The 22,136-nt window shown below is 52.0% G+C and carries 18 protein-coding genes; 9 read left to right on the top strand and 9 right to left on the bottom strand.

Annotation, left to right across the window (positions count from 1 at the left end; translation table 11 throughout):
- Window positions 1-149 precede the first annotated feature (149 nt).
- On the bottom strand, window positions 150-1,343 hold the full coding sequence (locus JQN59_RS01105) for an NAD(P)/FAD-dependent oxidoreductase (RefSeq protein WP_149607352.1): 1,194 nt from the start codon (window positions 1,341-1,343) through the stop codon (window positions 150-152).
- A gap of 229 nt (window positions 1,344-1,572) precedes the next feature.
- Between JQN59_RS01105 and pitA the strand changes: the two genes are divergently transcribed.
- Entirely contained in the window at window positions 1,573-3,072 is a 1,500-nt protein-coding gene (gene pitA, locus JQN59_RS01100; RefSeq protein WP_003827471.1) for an inorganic phosphate transporter PitA, read from the top strand.
- Between the two features lie 64 nt (window positions 3,073-3,136).
- Here the strand turns inward: pitA and uspB are convergent, their stop codons facing one another.
- On the bottom strand, window positions 3,137-3,472 hold the full coding sequence (gene uspB, locus JQN59_RS01095; protein ID WP_003023371.1) for a universal stress protein UspB: 336 nt from the start codon (window positions 3,470-3,472) through the stop codon (window positions 3,137-3,139).
- Window positions 3,473-3,865: 393 nt separating this feature from the next.
- On the opposite strand from uspB, the gene uspA reads away from it, so the two are divergent.
- Together uspA and dtpB are read left to right on the top strand one after the other, a co-directional pair.
- A complete protein-coding gene (gene uspA, locus JQN59_RS01090; protein ID WP_003023368.1) occupies window positions 3,866-4,303 on the top strand; it encodes a universal stress protein UspA in 438 nt (145 codons plus the stop codon).
- A gap of 281 nt (window positions 4,304-4,584) precedes the next feature.
- Window positions 4,585-6,057, top strand: a complete 1,473-nt coding sequence (dtpB, locus tag JQN59_RS01085; RefSeq protein ID WP_048215357.1) for a dipeptide/tripeptide permease DtpB — start codon at window positions 4,585-4,587, stop codon at window positions 6,055-6,057.
- Window positions 6,058-6,144: 87 nt separating this feature from the next.
- On the opposite strand, the gene JQN59_RS01080 is transcribed toward dtpB, so the two are convergent.
- Window positions 6,145-6,648, bottom strand: a complete 504-nt coding sequence (locus tag JQN59_RS01080) for an RrF2 family transcriptional regulator (RefSeq protein WP_003023361.1) — start codon at window positions 6,646-6,648, stop codon at window positions 6,145-6,147.
- A gap of 232 nt (window positions 6,649-6,880) precedes the next feature.
- On the opposite strand from JQN59_RS01080, the gene JQN59_RS01075 reads away from it, so the two are divergent.
- Window positions 6,881-8,080, top strand: a complete 1,200-nt coding sequence (locus tag JQN59_RS01075; RefSeq protein ID WP_149607353.1) for an NAD(P)/FAD-dependent oxidoreductase — start codon at window positions 6,881-6,883, stop codon at window positions 8,078-8,080.
- Between the two features lie 660 nt (window positions 8,081-8,740).
- Here the strand turns inward: JQN59_RS01075 and rsmJ are convergent.
- Window positions 8,741-9,490 (bottom strand): 16S rRNA (guanine(1516)-N(2))-methyltransferase RsmJ, encoded by a 750-nt coding sequence (rsmJ, locus tag JQN59_RS01070; RefSeq protein ID WP_048215355.1) that lies wholly within the window; start codon window positions 9,488-9,490, stop codon window positions 8,741-8,743.
- Between the two features lie 8 nt (window positions 9,491-9,498).
- On the bottom strand, window positions 9,499-11,541 hold the full coding sequence (prlC, locus tag JQN59_RS01065; protein WP_149607354.1) for an oligopeptidase A: 2,043 nt from the start codon (window positions 11,539-11,541) through the stop codon (window positions 9,499-9,501).
- Window positions 11,542-11,749: 208 nt separating this feature from the next.
- Between prlC and JQN59_RS01060 the strand changes: the two genes are divergently transcribed.
- Entirely contained in the window at window positions 11,750-12,592 is an 843-nt protein-coding gene (locus tag JQN59_RS01060; RefSeq protein ID WP_071446704.1) for a 23S rRNA (adenine(2030)-N(6))-methyltransferase RlmJ, read from the top strand.
- Between the two features lie 126 nt (window positions 12,593-12,718).
- Complete coding sequence (gene gorA, locus JQN59_RS01055; protein WP_149607355.1) at window positions 12,719-14,071, top strand: glutathione-disulfide reductase; 1,353 nt, start codon at window positions 12,719-12,721, stop codon at window positions 14,069-14,071.
- 42 nt (window positions 14,072-14,113) lie between these two features.
- On the opposite strand, the gene JQN59_RS01050 is transcribed toward gorA, so the two are convergent.
- On the bottom strand, window positions 14,114-15,508 hold the full coding sequence (locus tag JQN59_RS01050) for a cytochrome-c peroxidase (protein ID WP_149607356.1): 1,395 nt from the start codon (window positions 15,506-15,508) through the stop codon (window positions 14,114-14,116).
- Window positions 15,509-15,935: 427 nt separating this feature from the next.
- On the opposite strand from JQN59_RS01050, the gene JQN59_RS01045 reads away from it, so the two are divergent.
- Complete coding sequence (locus tag JQN59_RS01045) at window positions 15,936-17,585, top strand: alpha,alpha-trehalase (RefSeq protein WP_003827453.1); 1,650 nt, start codon at window positions 15,936-15,938, stop codon at window positions 17,583-17,585.
- A 27-nt stretch (window positions 17,586-17,612) separates the two neighbouring features.
- Here the strand turns inward: JQN59_RS01045 and JQN59_RS01040 are convergent, their stop codons facing one another.
- Window positions 17,613-19,202, bottom strand: a complete 1,590-nt coding sequence (locus tag JQN59_RS01040; RefSeq protein WP_032945303.1) for an STY4199 family HEPN domain-containing protein — start codon at window positions 19,200-19,202, stop codon at window positions 17,613-17,615.
- Window positions 19,203-19,369: 167 nt separating this feature from the next.
- Between JQN59_RS01040 and JQN59_RS01035 the strand changes: the two genes are divergently transcribed.
- Window positions 19,370-19,909, top strand: coding sequence for a GNAT family N-acetyltransferase (locus tag JQN59_RS01035; RefSeq protein ID WP_048215348.1), 540 nt, complete (start codon window positions 19,370-19,372; stop codon window positions 19,907-19,909).
- Between the two features lie 86 nt (window positions 19,910-19,995).
- Window positions 19,996-20,346: a glycoside hydrolase family protein gene (locus JQN59_RS01030; protein ID WP_048215347.1), complete on the top strand. Its 351-nt coding sequence runs from the start codon at window positions 19,996-19,998 to the stop codon at window positions 20,344-20,346.
- 15 nt (window positions 20,347-20,361) lie between these two features.
- Here JQN59_RS01030 and JQN59_RS01025 read toward each other — a convergent pair whose 3' ends face one another.
- Together JQN59_RS01025 and JQN59_RS01020 are read right to left on the bottom strand one after the other, a co-directional pair.
- The gene (locus tag JQN59_RS01025) at window positions 20,362-20,967 is read right to left on the bottom strand and encodes a helix-turn-helix transcriptional regulator (RefSeq protein ID WP_003827446.1); all 606 of its coding nucleotides are present in this window, start codon (window positions 20,965-20,967) and stop codon (window positions 20,362-20,364) included.
- Window positions 20,968-21,337: 370 nt separating this feature from the next.
- Window positions 21,338-22,096 carry an SDR family NAD(P)-dependent oxidoreductase gene (locus tag JQN59_RS01020; RefSeq protein ID WP_048215346.1) on the bottom strand — a complete coding sequence of 253 codons (759 nt, stop codon included), beginning with the start codon at window positions 22,094-22,096 and terminating at the stop codon, window positions 21,338-21,340.
- Between the last annotated feature and the right edge of the window lie 40 nt (window positions 22,097-22,136).

Below are 22,136 nucleotides of genomic sequence, written 5' to 3'. Positions count from 1 at the left end.
TACTAACACCTGGATTCAATATGTCTATTCGGTTGTAGCAGGTATGTTGCAGGCAAAAAATCGTGCCCGGCAATCCATTTACCGGGCAAATTTCACAAGTGAGCTTTATGTAAAACGCAGCGGGTCCACGCTCAACGTATCGTCTTCGCTTATTCAGACACCAAATCCTGCGCGCATGCCCAGGCACTCGACCATGCCCACTGGAAGTTATAGCCACCCAACCAGCCGGTGACGTCCATCACTTCGCCGATAAAGTAGAGCCCTGGCACTTTGCGGGCTTCCATCGTGCGCGATGACAGCTCGTTGGTATCAACGCCGCCCAACGTGACTTCAGCGGTACGATACCCTTCCGTACCGTTCGGCTGCACCCGCCACTCGGTCAGCGTTTCAACCAGCGTTTGCTGATCGCGTACGTTAAGCTGCTTCAGAGACACGTCTGGAATTTGCCCTAACTGCTGCAGGCATTCCACCAGACGCTTTGGCAACTGCATTGCTAAGGTATTCTTTAAGCTCTGGTTAGGGTGTGCGCTACGTTGTTCGTCGAGGAAGCTCACCAGGTCAACATCCGGCAACAAATTAATGCTGACAAATTCGCCTGGCTGCCAAAAACTGGAAATCTGCAAAACAGCTGGGCCCGAAAGTCCTCGGTGTGTAAAGAGCAGATTTTCGCGAAATACGGTGCCGTCTTCGGCGGTGATAACGGAGGAGACCGACACGCCAGAGAGCACCTGAAGCTGCTCCAGCAGTGGCTTATGCAACGTAAAGGGCACCAGTCCCGCGCGCGTTGGCAACACCTTCAGACCAAACTGTTCGGCAATTTTATAACCAAACGGCGTTGCCCCCAGACCCTGCATCGAAAGCCCACCGGAAGCGATAACCAGTTTTTTCGTGCCGACCGTCATGCCGTTCAGTTCGAGGGTGAAACCTTCATCATCCTGCACCACGCTCAGGACTTCGCTCCGTAACCGCATAGTTACGTTACCTTTTTCACACTCGTCTACCAGCATATCGACAATTTGCTGAGCGGAATCATCGCAGAACAGCTGACCCAGCGTTTTTTCATGCCAGGCAATACCATGTTTGCCCACCAGGTCGATAAAATCCCACTGCGTGTAACGCGCCAGTGCCGATTTGCAAAAATGGGGGTTTTGGCTCAAATAGGCGGCCGGTTCGACATAAAGATTGGTAAAGTTGCAGCGTCCCCCGCCAGACATGAGAATCTTGCGTCCTGGCTTTTTACCATTATCAATAAGCAGTACTCGACTACCTGCTTGTCCTGCCTGCGCGGCACAAAACATACCCGCTGCGCCAGCGCCTATAATAACGGTATCAAACCTTTCCACGTTGCGATCCTCTCTAAAAAGCGGGTGTGAATTGTAAAGATTCCTCAGTGGTCGCACCAGCACCAAACTACCGATAAAGGGTATTTAACTGAAATATATAGGATAATTCTTTAGTGGTGTAAAACAAAGCAGGAGACAAATCAAAAAAACTCTATATTTCACTTTGCCCGCGCCGCCAAAGTCACTGATAATGCGCCGCGTTCATGTCCTCAAAATGGCGTAACGTCCTATGCTACATTTGTTTGCTGGCCTGGATTTACATACCGGGCTTTTACTATTGCTTGCTCTGGCTTTTGTGCTGTTCTACGAAGCAATTAACGGCTTCCATGACACAGCCAATGCTGTCGCAACCGTGATCTATACCCGTGCAATGCGTTCGCAATTGGCGGTGGTCATGGCTGCGTTGTTCAACTTCTTTGGTGTTTTGCTGGGTGGTCTCAGCGTGGCGTATGCCATCGTGCATATGCTACCAACGGATCTGCTGCTTAATATGGGATCGTCACATGGCCTTGCCATGGTGTTCTCCATGCTGCTGGCGGCAATTATCTGGAACCTGGGTACCTGGTACTTTGGTTTACCTGCATCCAGCTCCCACACGCTGATTGGCGCCATTATCGGTATTGGTTTAACCAATGCACTGATGACCGGCACCTCGGTGGTGGACGCACTTAACATTCCGAAAGTTATCGGTATTTTTGCTTCGCTTATCATCTCGCCAATTGTTGGTCTGGTGGTTGCAGGCGGTCTTATTTTCATTCTGCGTCGTTACTGGAGCGGTACAAAAAAACGTGCCCGTATCCACCTGACGCCAGCAGAACGTGAAAAGAAAGATGGCAAGAAAAAGCCGCCGTTCTGGACCCGTATTGCACTGATCCTCTCCGCTATCGGCGTAGCGTTCTCTCATGGCGCTAACGACGGGCAGAAAGGCATTGGTCTGGTGATGCTGGTGCTGATTGGCGTAGCGCCTGCAGGCTTCGTGGTGAATATGAATGCTTCCGGTTACGAGATTACCCGTACCCGTGATGCAATCAATAACGTCGAAGTCTTCTTCCAGCAGCGCCCTGACCTGCTTAAACAGGCCACAGGCGTAGACCAGCTGATTCCGTCCCCGACGGACGCGGCACCCGCGACGACGACAGAGTTCCATTGCCACCCGGCGAATACCATCAACGCGCTGGAACGTGCGAAAGGTATGCTGGCGAACCTGGAAACCTACGACAAGTTAAGCGTCGAACAGCGTGGTCAGCTGCGCCGTATTATGCTGTGCATCTCTGATACCACCGATAAAGTGGTTAAGCTGCCTGGCGTAAGCGCTGACGATCAGCGTCTGCTGAAAAAACTGAAAGCTGACATGCTGAGCACCATTGAGTACGCGCCTATCTGGATCATTATGGCCGTCGCACTGGCGCTGGGTATTGGTACGATGATTGGCTGGCGTCGCGTTGCCACCACCATCGGCGAGAAAATCGGTAAGAAAGGCATGACTTATGCCCAGGGGATGTCGGCGCAGATGACCGCCGCAGTCTCTATCGGTCTCGCCAGCTACACCGGTATGCCCGTTTCCACCACCCACGTTCTCTCTTCTTCCGTTGCGGGGACGATGGTTGTTGATGGCGGCGGATTGCAGCGTAAAACGGTAACCAGCATTCTGATGGCCTGGGTCTTCACCCTGCCGGCTGCGATTATTCTTTCCGGGGTGCTGTACTGGCTCTCCCTGAAGCTTATCTAAGCGAATGCACGGTAAAAAAGCGGGTCAGGAAGCTGACCCGCTTTTTTTGTATCTGTTGTTGGCATCAGTGCCAGATAATCAGCGCAACCATGCTGATTAGCACCAAGCCGCATAGCGCGCTGGTGAGAATGAACTGACCGCGAACCCGCTCACAGCGGCGAATAAATTCATCATCATGATGATCGCGGTAACGCTGAGCGTAGATATACCACACCAGACGCATCTGCTTGTTCGGTTGCCCATGCGAGGTAAAAAAGCCCCCTCCATCTACATACTGGTAAAGTAATGGATCGCAACCACGAAGTACCACTAACAGTGCGCGTAGCGAAGAAAAATAGCGCGCCATATTAACAATGCAAACGACACATAAAGCCCAGAATAATGCAATGGTGCTTATCATACCTCCTCCCCGGCGACCCGCCCACGGAACTCCTTTCCGGGACTACCGCTCCCCGATACCCTGCCAAACCATTCAATGAAGAGTGCAGCCGAAACCGTTCGTGTTAGTATCACGCATCCGAACGCCTCTTTAGATAGTGTAGGAGATTAGTTAATTTTTTTGCCATAAGGTTAATCGCTATCAATGCAATTAACTAAAAAATTTGTTTAACTATTTGGCAAGCAAGGCGGATTGACGGATTATCCTGGTCGCTATAATGTAAGGATAGTCCTTATATGGTACGTTTTTTACGACTGGGCTAGCCCCGCGCACAAGGTTCGCAGGACGCGGATGACGCGGCGGCATATAACGCCAGCAGGCTAGTCATCGACAACTTATGGAAGGAGTAACACTATGGCTTATAAACACATTCTTATCGCGGTTGATCTTTCTCCGGAAAGCAAAGTTCTGGTTGAAAAAGCGGTTTCTATGGCGCGACCTTACAATGCTAAAGTCTCCCTTATCCACGTTGACGTAAACTATTCCGACCTGTACACCGGGCTCATCGACGTGAATCTGGGCGACATGCAGAAACGCATTTCTGAAGAAACCCACCACGCGTTAACCGAGCTGTCCACCAATGCAGGCTACCCTATCACCGAAACCCTGAGCGGTAGCGGCGACCTGGGTCAGGTTCTGGTTGATGCCATCAAAAAATACGACATGGATCTGGTCGTCTGTGGTCACCACCAGGATTTCTGGAGCAAACTGATGTCCTCCGCGCGCCAACTGATCAACACCGTCCACGTCGACATGTTGATTGTTCCGCTGCGTGACGACGAAGAAGCATAAAATGCTTGCCGCCGGAAGTTAACCCGGCCCACTGCAAGTCGTTAAGCCTGTAAACGCCCGCCTTCGCGGGCGTTTTTGTTTTTATCATTCGGTCACAATTAGTACATCAATCCAACAAACAAATCATAATTAGTGTGATCAACTAATTGGATCGAAAACTATCTCTATAATACTCTACCCTTGCGGCCAATAACCGCAGTCTATAACAAAATAAGACTTTTTCGGCGCGTTTAAGCATACGCGTTCATACTTTTCGGGATGGCTTTGAAAGGCGATGGAATATGAATAAAACTGCACCTACGGGCTTGCTGCAGCAACCTCGTCCGTTCTTCATGATCTTCTTTGTGGAATTATGGGAACGATTTGGCTATTACGGCGTACAGGGCATCCTGGCGGTATTTTTTGTTAAGCAGCTCGGATTTTCACAAGAACAGGCATTTGTCACCTTTGGTGCCTTTGCCGCACTGGTTTACGGTCTGATCTCGATCGGCGGCTACGTCGGCGACCATCTGTTAGGCACCAAGCGCACGCTGGTACTCGGTGCCATTGTGCTGGCAATCGGCTACTTCATGACCGGGATGTCGCTGCTTAAGCCGGATCTGATCTTTATTGCTTTGGGTACCATTGCCGTTGGTAACGGGCTATTTAAAGCCAACCCGGCAAGCCTGCTGTCAAAATGTTATCCCCCGAAAGACGCCCGTCTGGACGGTGCTTTCACCCTGTTTTATATGTCGATTAACATCGGTTCGCTACTGTCACTGTCGCTGGCGCCGGTGATTGCCGATAAGTTTGGCTACGCTGTGACTTACAACCTGTGCGGAGCCGGACTAATCGTCGCGCTGTTGGTATACTTTGCCTGCCGCGGAATGGTGAAAAATATCGGCTCTGAGCCAGACCATAAGCCGCTGAACTTCCGTAACCTGCTGTACGTGCTGGCCGGTACGGTAGTGATGGTATTTATCTGCGCCTGGCTGATGCACAACGTGCAGATTGCCAACCTGGTGCTGATCGTCCTGTCGATTGCCGTGACCATCATCTTCTTCCGTCAGGCATTCAAACTGGATAAAACCGGGCGCAACAAGATGTTCGTGGCCTTTATCCTGATGCTGGAAGCGGTGGTGTTCTACGTGCTGTACGCGCAGATGCCGACATCGCTAAACTTCTTTGCGATCAATAACGTACACCATGAAATTCTTGGTTTCGCCATCAACCCGGTGAGCTTCCAGGCGCTGAACCCGTTCTGGGTGGTACTGGCGAGTCCGGTACTGGCCGCAATCTATACCCGTCTGGGCAACAAAGGCAAAGATCTGACCATGCCGATGAAATTTACGCTCGGTATGTTCCTGTGCTCATTGGGCTTCCTGACGGCCGCCGCTGCCGGGATGTGGTTTGCCGATGCACAAGGGCTGACGTCGCCGTGGTTTATCGTGCTGGTGTATCTGTTCCAGAGCCTGGGTGAACTGCTGATTAGCGCCCTGGGACTGGCTATGGTCGCCGCTCTCGTGCCACAACACCTGATGGGCTTCATTCTTGGGATGTGGTTCCTGACGCAGGCCGCGGCCTTCCTGATGGGGGGTTATGTCGCCACGTTCACCGCCGTACCAGAGAACATCACCGACCCGCTGCAAACGCTGCCTATCTATACCAACGTCTTCAGTAAGATTGGCCTTGTCACCCTGGCCGTAACGGTTGTTATGGCGATTATGGTGCCATGGCTGAACCGCATGATTAATACGCCGAGCACCGAGCAATAACCTTCAGTGCCGGATGGCGGCTATTGCCCCTATCCGGTCTACATTCAACATGCCCGGTCACCTTGCGCTATCGGGCATTTTCACTCACTACCCTTTACGCGCGTCTATCCACTCCTGAACTTCCACCACAAAAGTGTCCGGCGCTTTACGGTACATTTTGCGCGCCAAGTCCAGAATCGTATGCTGACCGAGCGCTTCTTCCATTCGCTGCTGGGCCATGTCCATTACCGAACGCACGCCACAAATGCCTTCACAGGCCCACTCGGGTGGATGCTCCTCAAATACCGCCAGCCGCTGGCGAATTTCACGACATTCAAAGATGCGCTTATCGCCATCAATAGCATTCACCACATCCAGCACCGTGATGTGTTCAGCGGGTTTAGCTAACTGGAAACCGCCACCTTTGCCTTCAATGCTGCGCACCAGACCCGCTTTGGAAAGACGGGTGAAAATTTTTGCCAGATAGTCATACGGTACGCTTTGCAGTTCGGCTATTTCCCGCACGCTCATATCCCGCGCGTCGCCCTTACTGTCGACCATACACATCAGGCTATGAATGCCGTACTCAACTCCCGAACTGTAGAATGCCATTCTCTTATCTCAGCCAAAATGAATCTGAGTTTATTGTAGCTTTTTCAGCTCATTCATTCCAGACAGCAAAGTGCCCCCTTTTCACAATAGAACTTTAAATACATATTTATCAAACAGATAATCAAGAAAAACCACCCTTTAAGGCAAAAAGGAGCTCGATCGCATTGCAATTCATAACTACGACAAATAAAATCCGAGTAAATAATTCGTAGTCACCAGTGAGAAAACCCCAATGCGTAAACAAATTCTGATCGTGGGCGCCGGCTTTGCCGGTATGTGGGCAGCATTAAGCGCCGCACGACTGGCGGATAAACATCAGCAGGCAATTGATATTACAGTAATTGCGCCACAGCCGGAGCTGCGTGTCCGCCCACGCTTTTATGAAAGCGCCGTTCATACGCTGGTCGCACCACTGCAACCGTTGTTTGACGTTACCGGCGTCAACTTCCTGCAAGGTCACGTCGAGCAAATCCTCCCGGACTCTAAAGAGGTGAGCTGGAAAGATGCCAACGGTGACACTCATCTGCGTCGCTATGACCGCCTGGTGCTCGCCAGCGGAAGTCACGTAAACCGCGACGCCGTCGCCGGTGCCGCCGAGCACGCGTTTGACCTCGACCAACTCGAGAGCGCCGCCGTACTGGAGCAGCACATTAATAATCTGGCATTACAACCGGAAAGTGAGGCTCGTAATACCGTGGTGGTCTGTGGTGGTGGTTTCACCGGGATAGAGATGGCGCTGGAATTACCGGGTCGTTTGCGCGAAATATTGGGCGCAGATGCTAAGACCAGAGTTGTCGTAGTTGAACGCGGTGCTCAACCAGGCGGACGCTGGAGCCAGGAATTACGTGACGTGATTATCGAAGCCTCTGCTGAACTAGGCGTCGAGTGGCTGGTCAATGCGGAAGTAGAGTGCGTGGATGCCTCCGGCGTCACGCTGAAAGATGGGCAGGTGATTGCCTCTCAGACGGTTATCTGGACCGTCGGCGTGCAGGCTAATAGCCTGACAGCACAGATTAACGCCCCGCGCGATCGCCAGGGCCGTCTGCATGTGAATGCCAATCTGCAGGTTGTGGGTCACGATGATATCTACGCCACTGGCGATGTGGCCTATGCCGCCACCGACGACAAAGGCAACCATGCGTTAATGACCTGTCAGCACGCTATTTTGTTGGGTAAATTTGCCGGTAATAACGCTGCGGCAGATCTGTTGGACGTAGCGCCATTGCCATATCGTCAGGAAAACTACGTCACCTGCCTGGATCTTGGTGCCTGGGGTGCGGTGTATAGCGAAGGATGGGATCAGCAGGTGAAACTGACGCGCGCAGAAGCGAAGAAGCTGAAGGTGTCGATTGTCAGCGAGCTGATTTACCCACCGAAAGCAGACCGAGCAGTAGCATTTGAGATTGCCGACCCGCTGGCACCGTTTGTTTAATAGGTTATGCCGGATGCGGCTAACGCCTTATCCGGCCTATAAAGACACGATGTCGTAGGCTTGATAAGCGCAGCACATCAGGCAATTCAGCGCACCAAGCCGGGATGTGGCCTACAAAGACACGCTGTCGTAGGCCTGATAAGCGTAGCGCATCAGGCAGTTCAGCGCACCAAGCCGGATGCGGCCTACAAAGACACGCTGTCGTAGGCCTGATAAGCGCAGCACATCAGGCAATTCAGCGCATCATGCCGGATGTGGCCTACAAAGACACGCTGTCGTAGGCTTGATAAGCGCAGCACATCAGGCAATTCAGCGCACCAAGCCGGGATGTGGCCTACAAAGACACGCTGTCGTAGGCCTGATAAGCGTAGCGCATCAGGCAATTCAGCGCACCATGCCGGATGTGGCCTACAAAGACACGCTGCCGTAGGCCTGATAAGCGCAGCGCATCAGGCAATTCAGCGCACCATGCCGGATGCGGCTAACGCCTTATCCGGACTACAAACCACGCACAGCCGTATGCCTGATAAGCGCAGCACATCAGGCAGCACAGCGCACCAAGCCGGATGCGGCTAACGCCTTATCCGGCCTACAAACCACACGCTGCCGTAGGCCTGATAAGCGTAGCGCATCAGGCAGCACAGCGCACAGATCTACAAACTATGCTGTCCCAGCGTAGATATCAAACCGATGCCCTTTCGTGACTACCGCGTTCGGCGTGGCGACATCCGCCAGCGGCGGCGCGTAGTCTGGGCGCTTCACCACCACACGTTTGGTGGCCAACTGACGCGCAGGCTCCAGCAGCCCATCCGCATCTAAATCCGGCCCCACCAGCGACTGAAACACCCGCATTTCTTTTTTCACCAGCGCGCTTTTCTGCTTATGTGGAAACATCGGATCGAGGTACACCACCTGCGGGCGCGGCGTAATATCGATTAACGCCGTCAGACTCGACGCATGGATCAGCTGTAAACGTTCCTGCAGCCACGGACCGATTTCCGGGTCGGCATAGCCGCGCGCCAGGCCATCATCAAGCAGCGCCGCCACTACCGGATTACGTTCCAGCATTCTTACGCGGCAGCCTACCGAGGCCAGTACAAACGCATCGCGCCCCAGCCCAGCTGTCGCATCGACCACATCCGGCAGGTAATCGCCTTTAATGCCAACAGCCTTCGCCACCGCTTCACCGCGTCCACCGCCAAATTTGCGCCGATGGGCCATCGCACCGCCCACGAAATCCACGAAGATACCGCCGAGTTTGGGTTCATCACGTTTGCGCAGTTCCAGATGTTCCGGCGTCATCACCAGCGCCATCAGGTTATCTTCATCGTGTTCCAGTCCCCAGCGGGCGGCAAGAACAGATAAGGCGCCGTCTCCGGCGCCTGTTTCATCTACTAAGCAGATTTTCACGTGAATAATCAGCCTTTGATCCCGTAATGCTCCAGCATTGCATCCAGCTGTGGCTCACGGCCACGGAAGCGCTTGAACAGTTCCATCGGCTCTTCAGAACCGCCACGGGTGAGGATGTTATCGAGGAACGATTGTCCGGTTTGACGGTTGAAAATCCCTTCATTTTCGAAGCGAGAGAAGGCATCTGCCGCCAGTACGTCTGCCCACAGATAGCTGTAGTAACCCGCTGCGTAGCCACCAGCAAAAATGTGGCTGAAGGCATGCGGGAAGCGGCCCCACGTTGGGCCCGGCACCACGGCGACCTGTTTTTTAATTTCCGCCAGCGTCTCGAGGATTTTAGCCCCTTGCTGCGGGTTAAACTCCGCGTGCAGACGGAAATCAAACAGACCGAACTCCAGTTGACGCAGAATAAACAGCGCTGCCTGGTAGTTTTTCGCCGCCAGCATTTTATCCAGCAGTTCCTTCGGCAGCGGTTCACCGGTCTCAAAGTGACCAGAGATAAACGCCAACGCTTCCGGCTCCCAACACCAGTTCTCCATAAACTGGCTCGGCAGTTCGACCGCATCCCATGGCACACCGTTGATACCGGAAACCCCCGCAGTTTCAATACGAGTCAGCATATGGTGCAGACCATGGCCGAACTCGTGGAACAGGGTGATCACTTCATCGTGGGTAAACAGCGCAGGTTTACCGTTCACCGGACGGTTAAAGTTACAGGTCAGGTAAGCGACCGGCTTTTGCAATGTGCCGTCGGATTTACGCATCTGGCCGACACAGTCGTCCATCCACGCCCCGCCGCGTTTGTGTTCACGGGCATACAGATCAAGATAGAAGCTACCACGCAGCTCGTTGTTTTCATCGTACAGCTCGAAGAAACGAACTTCCGGATGCCAGACGTCAACATCGGTGCGCTCTTTGGCGGTGATGCCATAAATACGTTTAACCACTTCAAACAGACCATTAACGGCTTTGTTTTCCGGGAAGTAAGGACGCAGTTGCTCGTCGCTGATGCTGTAGAGGTGCTGTTTTTGTTTCTCGCTGTAGTAAGCGATATCCCACGGCTGCAGCTCATCAACACCAAATTCCGCTTTCGCGAAGGCGCGCAGTTGAGCCAGCTCTTTCTCACCCTGCGGACGGGCACGTTTCGCCAGGTCAGTCAGGAAGTCGAGTACCTGCTGCGGGTTCTCCGCCATTTTGGTAGCCAGAGATTTAAAGGCGTAGCTCTCAAAGCCCAGCAGTTGTGCCAGTTCGTGGCGCAGCGCGAGGATCTCTTCCATTATCGGGCTGTTGTCCCACTTGCCCGCGTTCGGCCCCTGATCGGAGGCGCGGGTGGAGTATGCGCGATACATTTCTTCACGCAGCCCCTGGTTATCACAGTAGGTCATCACCGGCAGGTAGCTTGGGATATCCAGGGTTAACAGATAGCCTTCCTGCTCTTTGGCTTCAGCCTGCGCTTTTGCGGCGGCCAGCGCGCTTTCCGGCATCCCGGCAAGTTCCGCTTCGTCGGTCACCAGCTTGGTCCAGCCCATCGTAGCATCGAGGACGTTATTGCTATACAGGTTACCAAGCTCAGACAAGCGGGTGGCAATCTCACCATAGCGCTGCTGTTTTTCCTTCGGCAGACCAATACCAGAAAGCTCAAAATCGCGCAGCGCGTTATCAACCGCTTTTTTCTGTGCGGTGTTCAGGGTGGCGTAATGATCGCCATCACGCAGGTCACGGTACGCTTTGTACAGGCCTTCATGTTGTCCAACCCAGGTGCTGTATTCAGACAGCAGCGGCAGCGTTTGTTCGTAGGCTTCACGCAGTTCCGGGCTGTTTTTCACCGAGTTCAGGTGGCTAACCGGAGAGAAAATACGCCCCAGCACATCGTCGACTTCTGCCAACGGCTGGCAGAGATTTTCCCAGGTGTACGGCGCGCCCTGCGCAACCACTCGCTCAACATTTTCACGGCAATCGTTCAGCGCCTTAGTGACGGCAGGCACAACGTGCTCTGGCTGAATTTTAGAAAACGGCGGCAGTTCGAAGGGAGTCAGCAATGGATTGGTCATTAGCGCGGTCCTGTTGAAAAGAGTGAATGAAGCGCGTATCCGGCGCTGTGCATATTAATTTGTACAATGGGGTTAAGTGTAGAGGATTTCAATGCTAACCGTGATGGAAAGACGCCCGGTGGCGCTGCGCTTACCGGGCCTACGGGTAATCTGTGCCGATCTGCTGTAAACTGTGGCAAATCGTCATTTCAGCGGAATTTCATTACCCATGCTCAGTTATCGCCACAGTTATCACGCAGGCAACCACGCCGACGTCCTTAAACACACCGTTCAGAGCCTGATCATTGAATCACTCAAAGAGAAAGAAAAACCGTTTCTCTATCTGGACACCCATGCTGGCGCAGGCCGTTATCAGCTGAGCAGTGAGCATGCCGAACGTACCGGTGAATACCTTGAAGGTATCGCCCGTATCTGGCAGCAGGACGATTTGCCTGCCGAACTGGAACCCTACATTGGCGTAGTGCAGCACTTCAACCGTAGCGGTCAGTTGCGCTACTACCCGGGCTCTCCGTTAATTGCTCGCCAGCTGCTGCGCGAACAGGACAGCCTGCAATTAACTGAACTGCACCCGAGCGACTTCCCTCTGCTGCGCGGCGAATTCCAGAAAGATGAGCGCGCTCGCGTGGCCAAAGCCGATGGTTATCAGCAGCTGAAAGCAAAATTGCCGCCGGTTTCCCGTCGTGGGTTGATCCTTATCGATCCGCCATACGAAATCAAAAGCGACTACCAGGCAGTAGTGACCGGTATTAACGAAGGCTACAAACGTTTCGCGACCGGCACCTATGCGTTGTGGTATCCGGTGGTTCTGCGCCAACAAATCAAGCGCATGATCCACGACCTCGAAGACACCGGCATCCGCAAAATTCTGCAAATTGAGCTGGCAGTACGCCCGGACAGCGATCAGCGCGGCATGACGGCTTCCGGCATGATTGTGATTAACCCGCCGTGGAAGCTGGAGCAGCAGATGAACAACGTCCTGCCGTGGTTGCACAGCAAACTGGTTCCGACAGGAACCGGTCATACTTCAGTCAACTGGATCGTCCCTGAGTAATCACAAATATCAGTGGAACCTATCAGGCGGTGTCATACAATTACGGCCATCACCGACGATGTTTGTTAGTCCTGATAAGCACGATATTGTCAGGTAATCATTCACAGAACAGTTAAAGGAAAAGCCATGACCAGGCATTACGATTACATCGCTATTGGCGGCGGCAGCGGCGGTATTGCCTCCATTAACCGTGCAGCAATGTACGGTCAAAAATGCGCACTGATTGAAGCCAAAGAGTTAGGCGGCACCTGCGTTAACGTTGGCTGCGTACCGAAGAAAGTGATGTGGCATGCCGCACAGGTCCGCGAAGCGATCCACATGTACGGTCCGGATTACGGTTTCGACACCACCATCAATAAGTTCGACTGGGATAAACTGATCGCAACGCGTACCGCTTATATCGACCGCATTCATACCTCGTACGACAATGTGCTGGGCAAAAATAATGTCGATGTGATCAAAGGCTTTGCGCGCTTCGTTGATGCAAAAACCATTGAAGTGAATGGTGAAACCATCACTGCCGATCATATTTTGATTGCCACTGGTGGTCGCCCGAGTCGCCCGACTGTCCCTGGCGCGGAATACGGTATTGATTCTAATGGTTTCTTTGAGCTGCCAGCGTTACCAGAACGCGTGGCTGTTGTTGGTGCAGGCTACATTGCCGTTGAGCTGGCTGGCGTGATTAACGGCCTGGGAGCCCAAACGCACCTGTTCGTACGTAAACACGCGCCGCTGCGTAGCTTTGACCCGATGATCGTCGACACGCTGGTTGAGGTGATGAACGCCGAAGGCCCGACTCTGCATACTCACGCGATTCCAAAAGCAGTTGTTAAAAACGCTGACGGCAGCCTGACCCTGCAACTGGAAGATGGTCGTAGCGAAACGGTAGACTGCCTGATTTGGGCGATTGGTCGTGAGCCAGAAACGGACAACTTCAATCTGGCTGTTACCGGCGTGAAAACCAACGAAAAAGGCTACATCGTCGTTGATAAATTCCAGAACACCAGCGTGCCGGGTATTTATGCCGTCGGCGACAATACCGGTGCCGTTGAGCTGACGCCGGTTGCCGTTGCCGCGGGCCGTCGTCTGTCCGAGCGTCTGTTTAACAACAAGCCGGACGAGCATCTGGACTACAACAACATCCCGACCGTGGTCTTCAGCCACCCGCCGATTGGCACCGTGGGCTTGACCGAGCAGCAGGCTCGCGAACAGCACGGCGATGACCAGGTGAAAGTGTATAAATCCTCGTTTACCGCGATGTATACCGCTGTCACCTCACATCGTCAGCCGTGCCGTATGAAGCTGGTTTGCGTGGGTCCGGAAGAGAAGATTGTTGGTATTCATGGCATCGGTTTTGGCATGGACGAAATGCTGCAAGGCTTCGCGGTGGCGCTGAAAATGGGCGCAACCAAGAAAGACTTTGATAACACCGTTGCGATTCACCCAACAGCGGCAGAAGAATTCGTTACCATGCGTTAAGCAATAAATAAACCGGATGGTGCTTTGCCATCCGGTTTTCTCTTATTTACCCTGCATATATGGCGTATACACGCCGTTTAAGCTTTCGAGGAACGCCACGATATCGTCGATATCTTCCTGCGGCAGTTCTTTACCCACCTGATAACGCAGCATCAGTTTTACCGCGCCATCGAGCGTAGGCACATCACCGCGATGGAAATAAGGTGCGGTCAGCGCAACATTACGCAAGCCCGGGACTTTTTGACGCAGCTTGTCACGTAATTCATTAGTGACGTTCATGCGGCCAATATCTGCGGCAGTGACCTCACCGAAATTAAAGTCCTTTTTCAAACCCAATGGCTCAAATGAGCGCCCGCCTAAAATAATACCGCCATGACAGGTCGCACACTTATTATCTTTAAACAATTGATAGCCATGTTTCTGCTGAGCAGTTAACGCCGCTTCATCGCCGCGTAGCCATTTATCAAACGGCGAATTTGGCGTAATTAGCGTTTTCTCAAACTCAGCAATCGCATCGGTAATATTATCCCCGCTGAATCCCTGCGGATAAACCGCGATAAACTCTTGCTTCAATTGCGGATCTTTATCCAGTTTCTGGATAATTTCATCCCAGGATTTAGACGCCATTTCGATAGGGTTCAACGGCGGGCCGCCTGCCTGCGCCTGCAATGTTGGCGCACGACCATCCCAGAATTGTTCAACGTTGAAGACCGAGTTAAACACCGTCGGCGCATTAATCGGGCCAACGGCGCCGCCTACGCCGATCGACGTTTTCCGGCCATCCATGCCGCCTGCATTCAGGGCGTGGCAATGCGCGCAAGAAATCGTGCTGTCGCCTGAAATACGCGGGTCGTGGTAAAGCGTAAAGCCAAGCGCTACTTTGCGGGCATCGGTCGGGATACTTTCTGGTATCGGTTGTACTGGTTCATTACGATGCTGCGCGGCGGTATCGTTACTGGCGTAATACTGCTCACGCTGTTTCGCAATCCAGCCCAGGATCTCGGCTCGCTCCGTATCGCTGACCTTCCCGGCCCAGTGCAGCGCGGTATATCGCGTTGGCGGCATGGTGTCGTACTGCATCACCCATTCAATTTTATTCAGGTCGTTTTGCGAAACGGGTTTATCTGCGACCAGCGCCGCACGAACGGCTTCAAGATTGAATGATTTGTATCCCAGTTGAATGTCGTAATTCATCAACTGCTTAGCGACAGGAAAAGAAGAATAGAAAGGTAATTCAGCTGAAGGCGTGTGACAATAATCGCATCCTTTTTCGCGTAAAAATCCTAATACCTTATTATTTTCTTCCAGCGTAGAGGCCTGAACATCAGCCTGTTTGCTACGTTGATTATCGTGATACCACACATAACCGGATAATCCAAAATAACAAATCACGACGCCAGCTATGGCAATCGCGGTAAGACGGGTAATGATTTTCATTATTTTACCCTCACCGTTGTGAGTTATTGTGACCCAGAAAAATTAGAATAATTAATGCACAGTCTTTGTCAGACCTGACCATCATAGGAAATAAGGGGATTACTATTTTGATAAGTATCAAGCAATTACATGGAGGAGAACTATCAATAGAATAGCCTGCGCCTATTATAGAGATAAGACGTTACCTTTCTCTGTTCACACCTCGTTGCAATCGAATGCTCTGAAAATGGAATATATTCAGATTATGCAGAACTTTGAATTATCCATTATTTTCATTGGGATAGTCTGATTCTTTAAATTTTGCTCAGCATTAAAACGTGATCAACCGCACGCTTTACTCACCCGACACCGAAGCGAGTGTCTACGCTTAACTGACGACCGGGCAATAGCCTTAATCTTTCAACGTCCATCGGAGGTCTTTCTCATTATGCTCAACCAGAAACTACCCCACGCCCCTTCTGAAGAAATGACGATCGACATCGATCTGCTTTATGAAATGGATCCGTGCGAGTTAAAGCTGGATGAAATGATTGAGGCGGAGCCTGAGCCGGAGATGATTGAAGGGCTTCCCGCTTCAGATGCGTTAACTCCTGCCGATCGTTATCTCGAACTGTTCGAACACGTCCAGTCATCCAAACTGTTTGCGGATAGTAAAACCTTCCCTGATTGTGCGCCCAAAATGGACCCGCTGGACATTTTAATCCGTTATCGCAAGGTTAAACGCCATCGGGACTTCGATCTGCGACGCTTCGTCGAGAACCATTTCTGGCTCCCGGAAACGCCCTCCAGCGAATACGTTTCTGACCCGGAAAGTTCGCTGAAAGAACATATTGATCAACTGTGGCCGGTGCTGACGCGCGAGCCGCAGGATCACATTCCCTGGTCCTCTCTGCTGGCGTTACCGCAGTCATACATTGTGCCAGGCGGGCGTTTTAGCGAAACCTACTACTGGGATTCCTACTTTACCATGCTGGGTCTGGCAGAGAGCGGCCGCGAAGATCTGCTGAAATGTATGGCAGATAACTTTGCCTGGATGATTGAAAACTATGGTCACATCCCGAACGGCAACCGTACTTACTATCTGAGCCGCTCACAGCCGCCCGTTTTTGCCCTGATGGTGGAGCTGTTTGAAGAAGATGGCGTACGCGGCGCGCGTCGTTACCTTGATCATCTAAAAATGGAGTACGCGTTCTGGATGGATGGCGCCGATTCCCTGGTACTCAACCAGGCCTACCGACACGTGATCAGAATGTCGGACGGCTCTCTACTTAACCGCTATTGGGACGATCGTGATACGCCGCGCGATGAGTCATGGCTTGAAGACGTCGAGACCGCCAAGCATTCGGGTCGCCCGCCCAATGAAGTGTATCGGGATTTACGCGCGGGCGCGGCTTCTGGCTGGGATTATTCATCGCGCTGGCTGCGCGACGCAGGCCGCCTTGCCAGCATACGCACCACGCAGTTCATCCCAATTGACCTGAACGCATTCCTCTACAAGCTGGAAAGCACTATCGCCAATATTTCCGCGCTAAAAGGTGACAAAGAAACGGAAGCACTGTTTCGCCAGAAAGCCAGCGATCGTCGTGATGCGGTAAACCGCTATCTCTGGGACGATGAAAACGGCTGCTATCGCGATTACGACTGGCGGCGCGAACAAATGGCCCTGTTTTCTGCCGCCAGTATTGTACCGCTGTATGTCGGTATGGCAACGCATGAACAAGCCGATCGGCTTGCTAACGCAGTTCGCAGTCGCCTGCTCACGCCCGGTGGCATTTTAGCCACGGAGCATGAAACCGGGGAACAATGGGATAAACCCAACGGCTGGGCGCCGCTGCAGTGGATGGCGATCCAAGGCTTCAAACTGTACGGTGACGACCATCTCGGGGATGAAATTGCCCGTAACTGGTTGAAAACGGTGAATCTCTTTTATCAGGAACACCACAAACTTATCGAAAAATACCACATAGCCGACGCCGCGCCGCGCGAAGGCGGCGGTGGGGAATATCCGTTGCAGGACGGCTTTGGCTGGACCAATGGCGTGGTGCGCCGACTCATCGGTTTGTATGGCGAACCCTAGCAGCTGACGGTCTGAGTCATCAGGCTTTTAGTTAATCGCATCGTACAGCTCGGCGTGAATTTTCTGCCATTTCTTGTTCTCAGGGCTTGGCTGGGCGCGAACACGCAGCTCGGCCTGCTCAAGATCATATTGCTGACGCGCAACGACCGCAGGCACGGAACAAAAACTTTGCAGATAACTTTTATGCAGCGAAGTGAGCGATGCCCCATTCGACATCGCATGGCTGAGCGTAGTCATAAACTGTCGGCATGGTTTGCTTTCATCCATCTGCGAAGGGTAACGCAGCAGCAGTCTCAACACCTCTGTATTGCCCGCCGAAAACGCCTGCTCCGTCCACGCCAGCTTCCAGTCCATCCCGCCCTGTAGGAACAGTGACGTCACGCGGGTGTCATTGCGATCGATAGCCGCCCGCATGTTAAAGGCATCCCAGGTGATGCCCATTCGGGTCACCGCCTCCCGTGCGCTAGGGGCATCACGTCGCGGTTCCTCCTGCACAATTTCAACGGATTGTCCGGAAGACGCCTGTGGCGCTGGCGAAGTGAATAACCAGAACGCACCCAGCGAAATCGCCAGCACCATCACGCCGACCGCTACCCACAACATACCGGAAATCAGCTGTTCACGTTCTTCCGCAGTGCGCTTGGCCCGCTTTTCCGGCGGATCAATACTGTCTGCGATTTCATGCTTATCGCCTCCCGCTTGCTCGTCTTTTTGCTTTGCTGTTTCCCAAAACTGGCGGACCATGGCCTCATCAGATTCCAGATACGACGCAGGATTAATGCGCGTACGCCGTTCTTCAAATGCCCGTTGCACAGGATGAGTTATCTGTCGGTACTGGTAGTCCAGCAACATCAGTTGTACCGACGTCAGCGGCTGCTGCGCGATAACGCAGTTACGAGCCAGGCGGCAATCATCCAAAAACATGCGTAGCGTGATACGCGGCTCAACAAATGACATGAGCACTGAGGTATCGTTAAAAATCTGCGTAAAGTGGCGAACGAATAATTTCTTATCGACGACCATCAGCGCCAGCTCGCTAAACATCATACCGTCCAGCGCATCTCGTCCTTCGCCCAACTTTAGCCAGCGACGCAGACGTTCACCACCAAAGTGCTGTTTCAGAAAGCTGTTGAGAGGATGTTGATCCGGCCATACCCGTGCAATCAGAGATTTGAGGGTTAATTCTATTGCGCGAAGTTGACGCTGCGCCCGCATCTGAGCATCCGGCTCCACAGGTGCAATTTCGGTTTGATACTTCAGGATGGGCTGTTGCTGGCGTAATTGTTCCAGAGAAGCCACAAAGCGCAGCGCTGAAATCAGCTGGTTTTCACTGACGTCCTGGCCATTTTCATATTGGGGTACACTCTGTTGAAGATGACGTAGCCGCAGAGTGAACTGGCTCAATTGCGCATCATTCATCTGCAACCGTCTGGCGACAGCCCCCCAGCCGCCCAGATTCAGTCGTGCCTGATCCAGTTGCTCGAGAAACCACCGTGGGTCTTTGCCTTCTGCGGCATGTACGCCTAGCAGCAGTAATATTTCTACCGACGCCTGGCGGATAATCCCCAGACAATGTTCAAAGGGTGTACATGTCGCTTGTAACGCGCTATTGGTCATCATCTTCCCTAAAAGGACCCAAAACATGCGGCCTCACAATGGTATGTAATTATCTTTTTTAAACGCAACGTTGTGCCGATGTAGACTAGAACACATTCATATAGCAAATAAATAAGTTTTACAGTGACTTCCGCACAATCATTGAAAATTATTCTGGAGATAAGCCTGTGCCTGTACTGCAAACATCACGTCTGCTCTGCCGCCCACTGACAGAAAATGACTGGACGTTCTTCTTAACGCTACAGCAGAACCCAGATGTGATGCGTTTTGTCGCTGACGCACGTACTGAAGAGGAAATACGGACAGCCTTCGACTCCCGCCTGCCTGAATGGTTTCCCGGCAGCCCGCACTGGCTATGTCTGCTCCTGTGCGATAAGACATCGGGAGCACCGCTTGGCGTGACCGGATACATTCAGGAGAGCAATGAATGTGCCGAGGTTGGCTTTCTGCTCGCCCCAGAGGCGCAGGGTAAAGGGTATGGCGCTGAATCTCTGCATGCCGTGTGTGAATACGCATTTGCCAGCGGCGGTCTGCGGCGACTGACCGCCTGTGTCACCGCAGGAAACGAAGCCTCACGGCGTCTGTTGGAAAAGGTCGGGTTCATTCATGAAGGCACGCTACGCGCAAGCTACTGGCTACATCATACCTGGCACGATGACTGGATTTTTGGTCTGTTAAAACAGGAATATCAGCCGCCCACGGCATAGGTCGTTTTGCGGTAAATACTGGCTGTCAGGCAACTAGCGTAACGGCGTGTTTTTTTTAGAATAGGTCTCTTTGCACAGAGACTATTATGCCGCTGCGTTCGACGCATTTCACGCCCGCTTGTATTGCATTTATTAAGCAATGGCAGGGCCTGTCGCTGGAAAAGTATCAGGACAAAAAAGGCATCTGGGTCATTGGCTACGGACACGAAATCACCGCCAATGAATCCTTTGATACCCCAATTACGGTGATGCAGGCAGAAACATTGCTGCTCGCAGATATGAGGATCTGCGAGGCATTCATCCATAAGGAAATGACGCAAATAAAAGACAGGTTTCAGCTGGAAGCATTAATTACGTGGATATTCAGTGTGGGAATTACCCAATTTTGCGCTAAAAATATCTGGCCGGTGTTTATTTCACAGCCAGAAATATTCTGACTGTGAAATATGTTCCTAGTAAATGGTGTTGTTTAACATCATTGCCGCCTGCGTACGGTTTTTTACCTCCAGGCGCTGGTACAACGATTCAAGATGGGCTTTTACCGTTCCGGTACTGATATTTAACAGTCGACCAATTTGTTTATTAGATTCTCCGGCGGCCAGCATGGTCAAAATCTCCCGCTGACGCGCGCTGAGCAATCTGATATTTTGCCCACCGCTTTCGGTAGCGGTTATGCAGTCTCTGGGGATAAACATCATACCCATCGCGACGCTATTGAGGGCCAGCGTAAAGGTTTCCGCGTCAGAATCGCGCGGAACAATGGCCAGCACGTTCAGTTTAGTGACCTCTTGCAGCCATTTTTTACGGCAGTCCGTTGCGGTCACCAGCACCTTCACCATCGCAAAGCGCTCTGCTATCTGTTGCAGCAAGCTACAGCAGAACTCAGCATCAAGGTCGCCATCCAATATAACTAATGCCTCGGGTTTATCTTCCAGCGTCAGCCAAAGTTCATCTGCCTGACTGACACCCTGAACATCCACTCCTGGAATACGTTGCTGCAAACTTACATTCATTCCATGAATAAATATTGACTGCCTGTCAAACATTACTACCTGCATTATTTATCTCCATCCGAATAGGATATTAGCCTTAACATGCGGAAGGGTATTACCCATAGGGTAAAATAAGAAGTCACCATTTGGCGGGGGCCATTTTACCGATAGATGGGGAAGAAAGAAGCAGAAGTTATGAATAGTTACAGCTCGACCCGAAGGATCATACAAAGGAACAAAAACAGGTTCGAAAACTAGGGAAAGTCTTAATATTCGACGCTCATGATAAGACAATGAATATTAATTAATATGATTTTATATTTTTAGCTAAAAATAAGATATCTACGACAATGGATAAATCTGTTACAAAATACAATCTAGCATTAAGTGCTTATTCAACGCATGCCGTGACATGTTGAATAAGCACCTTATGGGTTTACAAGAACATTCCGCCAGATACCTCGATACGCTGTGCCGTCATCCAGGCCAGTTCATCGCTAAGCAGCGCAGCAATTGCATCGCCGATATCATCCGGCAAACCAACGCGTCCCAGCGCCGTTTGCGATGCAATGTACGCATTCAATTGCGCATTATCCCGCACATTTCCGCCGCTAAAATCCGTTTCTATTGCGCCTGGCGCAATAATATTCGCCGTTATGCCGCGCTCTCCCAGCTCTTTTGCCTGATAACGGGTTAACACTTCCATCGCACCTTTCATGGCTGCGTATGCGCTGTAACCCGGTAGCGCAAAGCGGGCAAGCCCGGTCGAGACATTGAGGATGCGACCACCTTTATTCATCAGCGGTAGCAAGCTCTGCGTCAGGAAAAAGGGGCCCTTAAAATGGATGTTCAAAAGTTGGTCAAATTGCGCTTCAGTAAATGCCGGATACGGTGCGTTAATGCCGATCCCGGCATTGTTTAATAAATAATCAAATGCGTTACTTTGCCACTGCGTTTGTAACGTTCCCTGCACCTGTTGAACAAACTGAGGGAATGTAGAAATATCACCGACATTCAACGGTAATGCCGCCGCTTTACCGCCAGATTGGCGTATTTCATCCACAACCTGCTGCGCTTCTTTTTCATTGCTGTTCCACGTCAGGATAATACCGATTCCTTTACTCGCCAGCTTCAGCGCCGCGTTCTTACCGAGTCCACGGCCGCCGCCAGTCACCAATGCGATACGTTGCGTCATAAGAAACCTCATTTCAGGTGTTGTGAAGATTGAGACAAAG

It is taken from the genome of Citrobacter sp. B72 (assembly GCF_016894305.1).
In the GTDB taxonomy this organism is placed as follows: domain Bacteria; phylum Pseudomonadota; class Gammaproteobacteria; order Enterobacterales; family Enterobacteriaceae; genus Citrobacter; species Citrobacter portucalensis.
Note: the sequence above shows the minus strand (reverse complement) of the source record. Positions and strands in the feature narration are given on the sequence as shown.